Genomic DNA, 14,520 nt, shown 5'->3' on the forward strand with positions numbered 1-14,520 from the left:
GTCCATGGCCAGCACGCCGTGCGGGGCTGTCCGTCCATGGCCAGCACGCCGTGCGGGGCTGTCCGTCCAAGGCCAGGAGCCGTGGGGGCTGTCTGTCGTCCTCCACAGGCCGGGAGCCGCCTGTGGCCGTCATCCACAGAACGCCGTTCCGGCCCCTTGCCCGGCTCCCCGCTGCGGCACCGTGTCTCCCAGACCGCGGGCAACTCGCCCGCCGCATGGGCATGGAGGCAACGGATGAACGACATCTACATCACGCTCACGGGAAACGTCGCAGCCGAGCCGAGGCTCTACAGCTTCGACGACGGCACCAGGGTCACCTCGCTCAGAGTGCTCACCTCACACCGCTACTTCGACAGGAAGACCGGCCAGTGGACCGACGGAGAGCGCGTCTGCTTCACCGTCCGCTGCTGGCGGGCGCTGGGCGACAACGTGGCGCAGTCCATCCAGCCGGGCCAGCCCGTCGTGGTGTCGGGCAGGCTGCGCATCCGCGAGTTCGGCCCGGAGGGCGACCGCCGCTTCATGCCCGAGATCGAGGCGAGCGCGGTGGGCCACGACCTGCGCTGGGGCACGGGCGTCTTCACCAAGCCTGAGCGCGGCGGAGGCGTGACCTCTCTCAGCAAGGAGATGCGCGACCGCCTCGACGAGGAGACCCAGGACTGGGCGATGGCCACCAGAGCCTCCCGCCCGCCGTCCTCGCACGACACCGGCCCGGTACGCCTCCTCAGCACACCCGACGACCCCGACACCGTCCGAATCCTGGGCCCTCAGCAGGAAGCACCGCAGGACGACGACATGCCGGGCGACGAGGAAGCGGAACCCACCGAGCCGTCCACGCCAGGAGCCCGCGCAGCCGCCTGACCTCGAAGGCGTCAGCAAGCGCCGACGGACACCCGCCGCCGTCCTGAAAACGGGGCGGCGGCACCCCAACGACGCCAGGCAGGGACCAGCGCCGAGGCGGCGGCGTCGCGCAGGGCGTCAAGCGAGGCAAGGCTTGCCTAATCGATTTCGGTGGTATCTGAGCACTCTGCTGACGATCATGCATTCCCCGCCTGCCAGGAAAAGTGGCGGTATGATCCGGGAAGGCGGCTCCCAAGACGCCTGACAAGGCCACTCACGAGCCTTCGAGTTGGCGAGAAAACACCGCAGACGACAGGGCCCGCGACCGCGGGAGAGTGGTGCATTGCGGGGAGAGCGTCGAATTCAGCTGGATCTCGATCATGAAGCCCTTTTCATCCGCTGAGGGCGAGTCTGCTGTCGCAGCGTGATCCCAAGGCTGATGTTCGCCCTGCGGCATGGCGAAACCCCAGGTAGTCGGCTTGATCACCGCGATCTGTCCGCCGCTACCAGCGGTCTTGGACGCTGTTCGATCCTGCTGCCGTGAATTCGTCGCCTCAACGCTGACCGACCTGACCGGGATCATCAGGCGGCACCGTAAGGCGATCAGGTCGGCATGGCGGCGGCTCAACCCCGGACAGCTGGCCCTGCTGGTCCTGGTTTACCTGTGTAAAGGCGAGATGTTCACCCGGCTGAGTGCCTGGTGCACGGTTCGGCATCTCGGCTGCCACGGGTGGCGGTACGTACAGGAGGCGGTCGCTCTCCTGGGGGCCCGCTCACAGAAGCTGGATCAGGCCTCACACCAAGCCCCCCGGGGCGGGCTGCACTACCCGGTGTTCGACAGCATGCTCATGCGCACCGACCGGGTCGAAGCCGACCGGCCCTTCTACTCGGCCGAACATCTGGTGCCCGGCATGAACACCCAGGTCCTCGCCTCGTCTGACGGCAGCGTCCTCCGGACCTTCGGAGCCTTGCCCCGTAAGTGCCATGACCTGACCGCTACTCGCCTTCGGGGCATCCTGAGCGCGCGCTGGAGCGGGCCGGCATCGCCATCGTCACTCTGGCTGACAAGGGTGTTCAAGGCGCGGAGGGCTGGGTTGTCGCCTCGTACAGGGCTTTCAGGGGGCGGGGGCTGGGTTGTCGCCTCGTACAGGGGCTCTCAGAGTGTGGAGGGCTGGGTCGTCACCCGGTGTAGGGGCTTTCAGGGGGCGGGGGGCTGGGTTGTCGCCTCGTACAGGGCTTTCAGGGGGCGGGGGGCTGGGGCGTCGCCTCGTACTGGGGGTCTCAGAGTGTGGGGGGCTGGGGCGTCACCCGGTGTAGGGGATTACAGGGGGCGGGGGCTGGGGCGTCGCCTCGTACGGGGGCTCTGAGGGGCGGAGGGGTCGGTCGTCGGCGCGTACAAGGGCGGAACAAGTTGACCTCGCGGAAGCGGGCCAACCGTTCCCATGCCCGTCTGTGCGCTCCTGGGGCCTCGCGCGGCCGGCCCGCCCGATGGCCCAGGCGCCGGTCCCGGCCTTGCCGAGTTGCGGCGGCGGCCCCTCGGGTGCCGGCAGCGTCCTGAGGTTGCCGGCGTGCTGGTGGGCCTTGCCCGGAGTGCAGCGTCGAAGGGCTGGGGCGTGGCCGAGTTCGGGGGGTGCGGTCGGGTGGGGGCTGAATCGAGCGGGAGGCGTCGGCTGCGGCGTGATGAGCGTTCGCGGGGAGACTTCGGCCGATGGCGTTTCCAGCGGTGTGAACTCAGCCGCGGAGGCGCCACGAACATCTCCGGTCGCCGATGGTTTCTCCCGGAATTCATCAGAATTTTCACCGCTGCTCGATGTCGGGAAATCTGCAATGCCGAGTATCGTTTCTTCAATGCTATTTACATGGATCTGACTGTTGTAGAAACAGTGAGTCGAGTTCGCGAGTCAAGGGCGTGTGTTCGCCGCCTTCGTGGGCTCATTCACGCTCAGCGGATCATGCGCTTCCCGCCCCCGGTTCGGCGGTGCGCTTCGTGTTGCTCGTCGTCGTCCCGGGCGGTTGCCGGCCATCGATTCCGGTCAGGCGGATGGCGTCGCGAAGGGCCTCGTGGCGTGTGGAGAGTCGCCGGCGCCGTGCGGTCGCCCAATACCCCCCGCTGGTTCCCGGTGCAGCTTGGAGGCCATCTGTGCGGACTCGATCGTCGGGCCCCCGTCCGGCCCTCCATGATCGAAGTGAGTCGGCCGGAACCGCCCTTATGTGATGTCCCTTTCGGGCCGCGTGAAACGCTCAGAACTCCAGTAATCCCAGCTCAGAAGGTTGCCTCGCCATGTTGACGCCATTTAGAGGCAATCAAGATCACCGATTCGGACCGAGTGATATTGCTTTTCTTGTTCTGGTTGTTGACCTTCGGCGGCTGATCCTCATAGCCTCCTTGCCAACGCCGCAAATCCATCGCCGAAGTGCGACGGCACGCCGTGGTCCGTCGAAAGGGAAGCCGATTTGATTCCTAGGGGATCTCGTGTATGACGTCATTGTTGTCGGTGCCCGCTGCGCAGGATCGCCGGTGGCGATGCTCCTGGCCCGGCAGGGGCACCGGGTTCTCATGGTGGACCGGTCCTCTTTCCCCAGTGACACCGTCTCGACCCACTACATCCATCAGGCAGGCCTCCTGAAGCTCCAGGAGTGGGGCCTGCTCGACGAGATCATCGCCGCCAAGACCCCGGCGCTGAGGAAGATGCACTACTGGTACCGCGGGGTCCAGCTCAACGGCTTCGCCGACCCGGTCGGCGGCATCGACGCCGTGTACTGCCCGCGCCGCACCGTGCTCGACGAGATCCTGGTCAACGCCGCCCGCCGCGCGGGCGCCGAGGTCGTCGAGGGCTTCACCATGACCGACCTGGTCTTCGACGGCGACCGTGTCGTGGGCATCCGGGGGCGCGAGGGCGACGGCGTGGAGCGGGACTTCCGCGCCACCGTGGTCGTCGGCGCCGACGGCTTCCACTCCACGGTCGCCAAGAAGGTCGGCGCTCCGCTGTACAACGTGCGCCCCGCCGCCGGCTTCATCTACTACTCCTACTACAGCGGCCTCGACTGGGGCCTGCACCACAAGAACGGCTTCAACGAGCAGTGGTTCGGCGCCTGGCCCACGAACGACGACCTGACCATGCTCGCCGTCATCTGCACCCGGCGCCAGCTCAAGGAGTTCCGCCAGGACGTGGAGACCCGCTTCCAGGCGGTCTTCGACGACGTGCAGCCGGAGATGGGCGCCCAGCTGCGCGACCAGGGCAGGCGCGAGGAGGACTTCAAGCCCATGCGCTACCCGGACAACTACTACCGGCGCGCCTACGGCCCCGGGTGGGCCCTCGTCGGCGACGCCGGCTACCACAAGGACCCCTACACCGGGTGGGGCATCACGGACGCCTTCCTCCACGGCGAACTGCTCGCCGACCGCATCCACCAGGGCCTCGCCGGTGAGCGCCCGATGGAGGAGGCGCTGGCCGAGTACAACAAGGTGCGTGACGAGGAGAGCGCCGGCGTCTACGACTACACCACCACCCTGGGCGAGCTCACCGAGCTGCCGCCGTTCTTCCGCGTGACGATGGACGCCATGAGCAAGAGCCAGGAGTGGACCAACAAGATGCTCGGGCTGATCGGCGGCATCGTGGAGGGCCACGAGATCTACGCGCCGGAAGCCCTCGAGCGCCTCTACGACGACGCGGGTGTGCCACAGGACCAGCGGATCTACGACCCCACCGGCTGACCGTCCGGCGCCAGGGCCCCTGGCGGGCGCCACCGCGCGTCGCGGGACCGGCGGGCCATGCGCCTCACGTCCTCGTCCGAACGGGGGTGTCCGCATCCGTCGGGGATGCGGCTCCGCCCGGATGTCGGGCACCGCGATCGTACGGCGGCGGCTTCGCCTGGATGTCGGTCACCGCGGCCGTGCGGCGTGCGGCTCGCCCCGGATCACCGGGCACCGCATCCGTACGGCAGCGGCTCCGCGCGGATGCTCGCGGGTGCCGCCAACGTCCAGGAGCGCGGACGCCCCCGGGCGTCGCGAACGTCCAGGAGCGCGGATGCCCCCGGGCGTCGCGAACGTCCAGGAGCGCGGATGCCCCCGGGCGTCGCGACCGCTCAAGAGCGCGGCGCCCGCGGCCGAGTGCCGTTCGGCCCGCCTGTCGTCACCGCACCGCACCGCCGACTCCGTCACCTCCAGCCTCGGGCAGTGCCGCGCCACCGCATGGCGCGGGGTGCGCGCCGGCACTCGCCGCAGCCCCTGCGACTCCGCGAGCCCGAGGACCACGCACGTCGCCACCGCCTTCCACGCACGTCACCATGAGGAGCCCAGCAGATGACGCGCGCGTCCAGCATGTTCCAGCTCATCAGCGAGCAGACCGAGCAGAGGCCCTACTTCGAGACCGGCGGCATCGGCCGTTCACACGAGTTCTACACCGGCGAGGAGCAGTTCCGGCGCGAGATGGCCCGCATCTACGGCCGCCGCTGGCTGCCGGTCGACCACGTCTCCCGCCTGAAGGAGAAGGGCGCCTACAGCACCCTGAACATCGGCACGGGGTCCGTGCTGCTCCTGCACGGCGACAACGGGGTGCAGGCATACCACAACTACTGCAGGCACCGCGGTTACAAGCTCGTGGAGGAGGCCTCCGGCAAGCGGCAGAGCCTGGTCTGCCTCTACCACTGCTGGGTGTACGACCGCAACGGCAAGCTCAAGAGCTACAACGGCACCTACTTCGACCACTTCTTCGACAAGGAGAAGAACGGGCTGCTGCCCATCCGCACCGAGATCCGGTACGGAGTCGTGTTCATCACCTTCTCCGACGACGCGCCCGACCTGGACGAGTCCCTCGGCGAGTTCGGCGAGTTCGCCCGCGTCTACGAGCTCGCCGACCTGGAGTGCGTACAGGCCAAGGACTATCCGGTCGCGTCCAACTGGAAGCTCGTCGCGCACAACGTCAACGAGAGCCTGCACTTCCCGACGGCCCACAAGGACCTGCACCGCATCACCGACTTCGACGACGCGGGCACCTACGACCTCAAGGGCGACATCGTCGGCGCCTGGCAGTCGATCCGCAGCGGCTTCAACTCCGTCTCCATGACGGGACGCAGCGGGCGCGCGCCCATGCCGCTCGTGCCGGAGGCGGACCGGCAGCGGATCAACTGGATCACGATCCTGCCCAACCTGCTGTTCGGGTTCACGTCCGACTACGTGATGATGCAGTGGGTCTGGCCAGAGAGCCCTGGCACCTGCTTCGTGCGGCACTTCTGGCTCTTCCACCCCTCGGAGACCGTCAAGGACGACTTCTCCCACGAGGCCGTCTTCGCGCTGTGGGACAAGGCGAACTACGAGGACTGGGAGATGTGCGAGCGCACCCACCGCGGTCTGTCCAACCCGCTGTGGAGGCCAGGCCAGCTCTCCCTCGACGAGGAGGTCGTCTCCCAGATCGACGCCTGGGTGGCGGCCGAGACGGCGGGCCCCGAGGACGGCCGCGCCGCCGCGCCGGGCGCCGGCTCCGCCCTCCCGCTCGACCCCGCAGCGGCCGAGGGGTGACCATGCCGGCCAACTGTTTCATCATCGGCGGAACCCGGGTTCTCACCCGCTGCGCCGCCCAGTTGCTCGACGCCGGCGTGCGCGTCGAGGGGATCTTCAGTGACGACCCGGCGGTGGCCGCGTGGGCGGCCGAGCACGACGTCGCCCTGCACGACCCGCGGGGCGACCTGGCGGCGACGCTGTCGGAACGGCCGTTCGACTACCTGTTCAGCGTGGTCAACTTCCGCATCCTGCCCGGTGACGTCCTCGAACTGCCCAGGATCGCCGCGATCAACTTCCACGACGGCCCGCTGCCCCGCTACAGCGGCAGCCACGTCCCGGCCTGGGCGCTGTACGAGGGGGCGACCCGCCACGCGGCGACGTGGCACCGCATGACGGAGGCCGTGGACGCCGGCAGCGTGCTGCTGGAGCGGTGGTTCCCGATCCGCGATCACTCCACCGCCCTGTCCCTGACGTACGAGACGGCCGAGACCGGTGTCGAGCTGTTCCGCGACCTCGTCCCGCACGTGGTGGCCGGGACCCTGCCCGACCCGGTCGACACCGGTGACCGTGAGCGGCGCTTCTACCGCAGGTCCGCCCGGATGGCGTCCGGCGGCGTGATCCACGCCGGCACCCCGGCCGCCGAGGCCGTACGGATCTCCAAGGCCCTGGACTACGGCCCCTTCCCGAACCCGCTCGGCATCCCGGCGCTCGTCACCGGACGGGGCGCGGTCTTCACCCGGCAGGCCAGGCTCATCCCGCGGGATGAGCCCCGTGACGACACGGTCGCGCTGTCGGTGACCACCTCCGCGCTCACCCTGTCCGCGCCGGACGCGGACCTCGTCCTCAGCGACTTCCTCGCCGTCGACGGCAGCGCCCTGAGCGGCCAGGCCGCCGCCCAGCGGCTGGGCATCATCGAGGGCGCCCCCGTGCCCGCCGCCCCGGCGGAGCAGCTGGAGGCCTTCGCCGCGGCCCAGACGCTGCTGCGGCCGCACGAGCCGTGGTGGCGCGCGCGGCTGGAGGAACTGCGGCCGGCGCCTCTGCCCGCCGGTGACTTCACCGCCGCCACGGCGCACTACGGACGCTATGAGCTGGCCTTCACCCCCGCCTCGCGCGAGGAGACGGCCGGCGTGATGCGTGCCTTCCTCAACGCCGTGGCGGAGCGCACGGGGGAGGGGACCTTCGACTTCGCCTGGTCGCCTTCGGCCGCGCGGGTCCTCGCGGAGCAGACGCACGGCCTCGCCGTCGCGCGCGTCCCCGTCCGGTTCGACTCGGACAGCACCCCGTCCCTGCTCGGCAAGCTGGACGAGGCGTCCGCCAGGAAGGGCTACACCGCCGACCTCGAGGTCCGCCTGGGCCTCGCGGGGATGCCGCTGGGCTCCGAGGAGCCGGCCTTCACCCGGGTGATGGTCCTGGAACGGCTCGCCGGCGAGGAGGCGTCCGCCGAACCGCACACCGAGATCGCGCTCCTGTGCCTGGAGGACGGTCCCCCCACGGTGTTCGTGCGGGAGACCGCGATGGCGCCCGACGAGGCGCTGGCGTTCACCGAGCGGGTCGAGGACATCGCGCTGGCCGCGCTGTTCCACGGCGAGGACGGCGCGCCCGACGCGCAGCCGGACGACGTGGCCGCGACACCGGCCGATGAGCGACCCGCCGCCGAGGGACAGAGCTCCGGGACCGCCACGCCGGCGGAGGACGCGTCCGGCCCCACCGTCCTCGACCTGATCGCCGCCGCCATCGCCGAGGGGCCGGACGTCGTCGCCGTGCGCGCCGGCGACCGGACGCTGGACTACGCCGGCCTCGACGCCTGGGCCGACGCGATCGCCGCCCGGCTCCACGACCACGGCATCGAGGACGGCTCGGTGGTCGGCGTGCTCGTGGAGCGGGACCTCCACCTGCTGCCCGCGCTGCTCGGCGTCCTGCGCGCCGGTGCCGCCTTCCTGCCGCTGGACCCCGGCTACCCCGTCGAACGGCTGCGACGGTATGCCGAGATCTCGCAGTGCGACCTGATCCTCACCGACGCCCGGACGCACGCGCTCGGAGAGTCCCTCGGCCCCGTCCTGCGCGTGCCGGAGGCGGACGGCTCGGCGGCGGCGCTGCCTGCCGGGGTCGGCGTCCGCGACCTCGCCTACATCCTGTTCACCAGCGGGTCGACGGGTGACCCCAAGGGCGTGGAGGTCGAGCACGGGGCACTGGCCAACTTCCTCACCGGGATCGGCGAACGCCTCGGCGTCTCGGCCGGTGACCGTGTGCTCGCGCACACCACGGTGGCCTTCGACATCTCGCTGCTGGAGCTGTTCCTGCCGCTGACGGCGGGCGGCACGGTCGTGCTGGCCTCCCGCGGCGCCGCCCACCAACCGGGCCGGCTGGCCGAGCTGACCGGCGAGGTGACGATCGCCCAGGCGACGCCGAGCATGTGGCGGCTGCTGCTGGAGACCGGCTGGACCCCGCCCGCTGACCTCACCGTGCTCTCGGGCGGGGAGGCCCTCCCCGTCAGCGTCGCCGAGCCGCTGCACGCGTCGGCGCGCGAGCTGTGGAACCTGTACGGGCCGACCGAGGCGACCATCTGGGCCTCGTGCCACCGCGTCACGTCCGTGGGCTCCTTCCTGCCCCTGGGCGAGCCCCTGCCCAACCTCGAACTGCACGTCCTGGACGAGCGGTTGGAGCCGTGTCCTCCCGGTACGACGGGTGCCCTGTACATCTCCGGCGCCGGGCTCGCCCGCGGCTACGCCCACCGCCCCGACCTCACCGCCGACGCCTTCCCCACGCACCCGGCCACCGGTGCACGGCTGTACCGCACCGGCGACGAGGTGCGGCTGCACCCGGACGGCGCCATCGAGTGGCTCGGCCGTGCCGACGCCCAGGTGAAGGTGCGGGGCCACCGCATCGAGCCCGCGGAGATCGAGCGGGTGCTCGAGCGGTTCACCGGCATCGGCGCGGCCGTGGTCGTCGCGGCCCGCTTCGAGGGGCGCGGCGAACCGCGTCTCACCGCCTACCTGGTCGGTGACACGCCGGCGACGAGGTCCGGGCTCGACGAGTTCGTCCGCGGCTCGCTGCCCGACTACATGGTGCCCGACGCCTACGTGCGCCTTGAGGCGCTGCCGCTCACGGACAACGGCAAGGTCGCCCGGTCGCGGCTGCCCGAGCCGACACGGGACAACATCGTCCCGGCCGGCGCCGAGCCCGCGACGGCGCGGCGGGCGGACGCCCCAGCGGCGGGCGTGACGGTGGCGGCCCTGCCCGAGTCGATCGCGCGGGTCTTCGCGGCCACCCTGGGGAGCTCCGGCTTCGGGACGGAGGACAACTTCTTCGACCTCGGCGGCGACTCCGCCAACGTCACGGTCGCGGCCGCGCAGCTCAGCCGTGAGCTGGGCGCGCGGATCAGCCCCACCTCGATCTTCGCGGCCGGTACGCCGGCCAGGCTGGCCCGGCTGCTGGGGGCGGAGGGCGTGGTGTCGTTCGCCGACGCCGGGGCGGACGACGGCGTCGCCGCCGTGGCCGCACCCGCGGCGGCCCGGACCGTGAAGGAACGGGAAGCGGCCGAGCGTGTGCCCGTGGGCGCCGAGCAGCCGCTCGCGATGGCGCAGGCCGGTCCGGGGACGCCCGCCCTGGCGCAGGCCGATCCGCCGGCACCCGTCCTGGCGCAGACCGGTCCTCTGGCGTCCGCCGTGGCGCAGGCCGGTCCGCAGGAGCGCCCCGTGGCGCCGGAGTCCGTCCGGTCCGAAGGCGCGCGCCGCGCCGCCGACGCGCTGGCCGTCGTCGGCATGGCCTGCCGGTTCCCCGGAGCCGCCACCCCGGACGAGTTCTGGCACAACCTCGTCGGCGGCGTCTCCAGCATCGGCGAGGCGCCGGCTGGGAAGCGGGGCTGGGCGCACCTGTGGTCCGACGCCGACGACGTGCGCATGGGGTGGATCGACGGCGTCGAGTACTTCGACCCGGCGCGTTTCGGCCTCACCGACCGTGAGGCCCGCCGGATGGACCCTCTTCAGCGCATCCTGCTGAGCGTCACGGCGGAGGCGCTGGAGAGCTGCGGACACGACCACGCCTCGCTCGGCGAAGGCACCGGCGTCTTCGTCGGCACGATCGCCAGCGACTTCCCCGAACTGGTGGAGCGGAGCATCGGCCACGCCGATCCGCACGTCGCCACGGGCACGGCCGTCTCCATGGTCGCCAACCGGCTGTCGCACGTCTTCGGCTGGTCGGGACCGAGCTTCGCGGTCGACACGGCCTGCTCGTCGTCCCTGGTCGCCCTGCACCAGGCGGCCATGCACCTGCGCGCGGGCGACGTGGACGCGGCCGTGGTCGGCGCCGCCAACCTGGTGCTGACCCCCGGCAAGACCCGCTCGTTCGCCCGCAACGGCATGCTGTCGCCGCAGGGGGTGTGCCGCACCTTCGACGAGGGGGCGGACGGCTACGTCCGCGGCGAAGGCTGCGGCGTCGTCGTACTCAAGCGGCTGGCCGACGCCGAACGCGACGGCGACCCCGTCCTCGCCGTGATCCGCGGCACCGCCGTCAACCACACGGGGGGAGGCGCCGGGTTCCTCACGGCGCCCAGCAGGCCGGCCCAGGAAGCGGTGCTGCGCAAGGCGCTGGCGGCGTCCGGGATCGACCCGGGCGGCCTCGGATACGTCGAGGCGCACGGCACCGGCACGCAGCTCGGCGACCTCATCGAGCTGGAGGCGCTGCACGCGGTCGTCGGCCGGGCGGCCTCACGTCCGGTCGCCGTGGGATCGGTGAAGACGAACATCGGCCATCTGGAGCCCGCCGCGGGCATCGCGGGCCTCATCAAGACGATCCTCGCCCTCCAGGCCGGCACGATCCCGCCGTCACTCAACTTCCGCGTCCCGAACAAGGCCTTCGACTTCGACGGCTCCCCCCTGTTCGTCGCGGACCGGCCGCTGGCCTGGGAGGGCCCGCGGGTCGCCGGAGTCAGCAGCTTCGGCTTCGGCGGCGCGAACGCCCACGTCGTGGTCGAGGCCGCCCCCGCCATGGAGCTCGCCATGGAGCTCGTCATGAACCCCTCCGGGGACTCCGTGGCAGGCCATGGGCCGCGGCTGCTGGCCCTGTCGGCAGGGTCGGACGCCGCGCTGCGCACCCTGGCGCGGCGGCTCGTGCTGATGCTGAACTCGACGTACTGCCCGCCGCTGGCCGCCCTGAGCGAGGCGAGCCTGCGCCGCCCGGCGGCGCCGCACCGCCTGGCCTGCGTGGTGGACAGCGTCGAGCAGCTCGAGGACAAGCTGCGGCTGTTCCTGGCCGGCGTCGGTGAAGCCCGCTCCCTGTACGTGGGTGTCGCCTCCGGCGCGGAGCGCCCGGGGACGGCGCCGGTCGCCGCGGGGACGAGCAGGGAGCGGCTGGACGCCGCGGCCCGGGAGTTCGTCGCCGGGGCGGACCTCTCCACCGGGCAGGGGCGCGCGCTCGTACGCTTCCCGACCGCGCCGCACGACGAGCGGTACCTCTGGCTGGAGCCCGTCGCCCGACCGGAGACCGCGCCGACGACACCGACACCGCCGAAGACGGCGACGCCGACACCGACGCCGACACCGACGCCGACGGCTACACCGACGGCGACGGCGACGCCGCAGGGCGCCACGCCGGCCAGGCGTGCCGCGCACTCGTGGGCCGAGCAGCCCGAGGCCGCCGAGCACGCGGTCCTCGGCAGGCCGACACTGCCCGGCGCGGCCTACCCGGGCAGGGTCGCGGAGCTCATCGGCCAGGACCGGTTCGGCCTGCGCGACGTGACGTTCCGCGCGGCCGTCGAGGGCTCCGAGACCCTGTCGGCCGAGCGCGACGGCGCCTCGGTCAGGTTCCGCAACGCGGCCGGCGCTCTCGTCTGCGACGGCGAGGTGACCGGGCCTGAGCAGCCGGTGCTCGCCGCACCGGCCACCGGCGACGGCTACACGGCCGTGGACCTTGACGCGATGTACCGCGCCTTCGAACGCGACGGGTTGCGTTACGGCCCCGGTTTCCGCACGGTCGCCTCCCTGTCCACCGCCCCCGGGCGGGCGACGGGCGTGCTGCGGGCCGAGGCGCCGCCGCTCGGCGCGGTCGACGCCCGGCTGCTCGACGGGGCGTTCCAGATCGCGCTCGCCGCGTGCGGCGCGGAAGGACTGTACGTGCCGTTCACCATCGAGCGGCTCACGGTCCTCGGGCGCCTGCCCGCCACCGCCCGGGTGTACGCCCGGCGCGACCGGGACCCGAGCCCCGGCTCGGGCCTGCTCACCGCCAGCCTGGTGATCCTCGACGGGGAGGCGCCGGTGCTGGAGGCCCGCGGAATCACCTGGAAGCGGATCTCGCCGACGCCGCCCGGCCGGGCGGCGCTGCCCGGGACGCCGCGGGAGGCCGTCCGTGCCGCCCCGCCCGCCGGGAGCGACGGCCACCGGGCCGTGCCAGGACCGGCCGGCGACGGCCTCGAGGCAGCCCTGGCCCGGTGGGTGGCGTCCGCGCTGGAGATCGAGCTCGACGCGCTGGAGGCCGACCGGCCGCTGCAGGAGCAGGGGCTCGACTCCGTGCTCGCCGTCTCGCTCGCCCAGGACATCCGGGCGAAGCTGCACGTCGACATCCCGGTCACCCTGGTTCTCGAGGTCGGCACGGTGGAGCGGCTCGCCGCGGAACTGCGCGATGAGTACGGCGTCACGGCTGTGCCGCCGGAGGGCGGGCCGGGCCCGGCCGGCGTCCCGGAGGACTCGGCGGCCGATCCGCCTCCGGTCACGGGGCAGGACGGTTCCGCTCCCGCAGCGACCGGCACAGCGACCGGCACAGCGGCGGGCACCGTGGCGGGCTCATCCGTCGCCCCGGTGGCCCTCCCGTCCTCCCGTGAGGCCGCCGGGCCGGCCGGCGACGACCGGCACGACATCGCGATCATCGGCGTCGACGGCGTCTTCCCCGGCGCCGGGAACGTCACGGAGCTGTGGCGCGTCCTGATGGCCGGCGAGGACCGCCTGCGTGAGGTGCCGGCCGACCGCTGGGACATCGACGCGTACTACGGCACGGACGGCAGGCCCGGCACCGTCTACCTCCGGCGGGCCGGTTTCGTCGACGGGCTCACCGACTTCGACGCCGGGTTCTTCCGGCTGTCGCCCGCCGAGGCGCGATGGATCGACCCGCAGCAGCGCCATCTGATCCAGTCGGCCTGGCGGGCGCTGGAGGACGCGGGGATCGCCGGAAGGGTGCGGGAGTCCACGGGCGTGTTCGTGGGCGCCAGCTACCAGCACTACCGCGACCTGGTCGTCGGCGACGTCGTGGAGACCGCCGCGGGCCTCGGCAACCACAACGCGATCCTCGCCAACCGGCTGAGCTACTTCCTGGATCTGCGGGGGCCGAGCATGACGATCGACACGCTGTGCTCGTCGTCGCTGGTCGCGCTGCACACGGCGGTGCGTTCCATCCGTGACGGCGAGTGCGAGCAGGCCGTCGTCGCCGGCGTCCACATGGGCATGTCGCCCCAGTACTTCCAGCTCGGCTCACGGCTCAGGTCGTTCTCCCCGACAGGTCTGGTGCGGGCGTTCGACGCGGGGGCGGACGGGTTCGTGCCCGGTGAGGGTGTGGTGTCGGTGGTGTTGAAGCCGTTGGGTGCGGCGTTGCGGGACGGGGATCGGGTTCGTGGGGTGGTGCGGGGGAGCGCGGTCAATCATGGGGGCCGGACGAGTGGTCTGACGGTGCCGAGCAGTGGGGCGCAGCACGAGGTGATCGTGGCGGCGTTGCGGGACGCGGGGGTGTCGCCGGAGTCGATCGGGGTGGTGGAGGCGCATGGGACGGGGACGGGGCTGGGTGATCCGATCGAGGTGGAGGGGCTGACGCGGGCGTGGCGGCGGTTCACGGATCGTTCGCAGTTCTGTGCGCTGGGGTCGGTGAAGACGAATGTGGGGCATCTGGAGCCGGCGGCGGGGCTTGCGGGGTTGGTGAAGGTGCTGTTGGCGATGGAGTACGGGGTGGTGCCGCCGTCGTTGCATGTGCGGCGGCCGAATGATCACATCCGGTTCGAGGAGACGCCGTTCTTCGTGGTGGATCGTCCGTGGTTGTGGCCGCGGGGTGAGGGGGTGCGGCGGGCGGCGGTCAGCGCGTTCGGGATGGGTGGTGTGAACGCGCATGTGATCGTGGAGGAGCCTCCGGTGGTGTCCCGGCGGGCGCCGCTGGTTCAGGACAGTCATCTGGTGCGGGTGACGGGTGCGGACGAGGTGGCGGTGCGT

At 71.9% G+C, this 14,520-nt stretch carries 5 protein-coding genes; 4 read left to right on the forward strand and 1 reads right to left on the reverse strand.

The genetic code is table 11. The annotated features are described in order from the left end of the window. The first annotated feature begins 234 nt into the window (after positions 1–234). Positions 235–858, forward strand: a complete 624-nt coding sequence (locus tag BMX74_RS32165; RefSeq protein ID WP_055510251.1) for a single-stranded DNA-binding protein — start codon at positions 235–237, stop codon at positions 856–858. 253 nt (positions 859–1,111) lie between these two features. Here the strand turns inward: BMX74_RS32165 and BMX74_RS43380 are convergent, their stop codons facing one another. Beyond that, positions 1,112–1,420 (reverse strand): hypothetical protein, encoded by a 309-nt coding sequence (locus tag BMX74_RS43380; protein WP_143078833.1) that lies wholly within the window; start codon positions 1,418–1,420, stop codon positions 1,112–1,114. 1,890 nt (positions 1,421–3,310) lie between these two features. Here BMX74_RS43380 and BMX74_RS32175 point away from each other — a divergent pair. From BMX74_RS32175 to BMX74_RS32185, 3 genes are all read left to right on the forward strand, one after another. Next, positions 3,311–4,552: an NAD(P)/FAD-dependent oxidoreductase gene (locus tag BMX74_RS32175; RefSeq protein WP_055510252.1), complete on the forward strand. Its 1,242-nt coding sequence runs from the start codon at positions 3,311–3,313 to the stop codon at positions 4,550–4,552. A 588-nt stretch (positions 4,553–5,140) separates the two neighbouring features. After that, on the forward strand, positions 5,141–6,355 hold the full coding sequence (locus BMX74_RS32180; RefSeq protein WP_236715183.1) for an aromatic ring-hydroxylating oxygenase subunit alpha: 1,215 nt from the start codon (positions 5,141–5,143) through the stop codon (positions 6,353–6,355). Between the two features lie 2 nt (positions 6,356–6,357). Further along, positions 6,358–14,520: amino acid adenylation domain-containing protein (locus BMX74_RS32185; protein ID WP_143078834.1), on the forward strand; the 8,163-nt coding region annotated here is incomplete at its 3' end.

Origin of the sequence: Nonomuraea pusilla, assembly GCF_900109355.1 — a bacterium.
Classification (GTDB): domain Bacteria; phylum Actinomycetota; class Actinomycetes; order Streptosporangiales; family Streptosporangiaceae; genus Nonomuraea; species Nonomuraea pusilla.

Coding starts and splice junctions, on each gene's coding strand:
- BMX74_RS32165 (WP_055510251.1), top strand. CDS start 235: ATGAACGACATCTACATCACGCTCACGGGAAACGTCGCAGCCGAGCCG.
- BMX74_RS32180 (WP_236715183.1), top strand. CDS start 5,141: ATGACGCGCGCGTCCAGCATGTTCCAGCTCATCAGCGAGCAGACCGAG.
- BMX74_RS43380 (WP_143078833.1), bottom strand. CDS start 1,420: ATGATCCCGGTCAGGTCGGTCAGCGTTGAGGCGACGAATTCACGGCAG.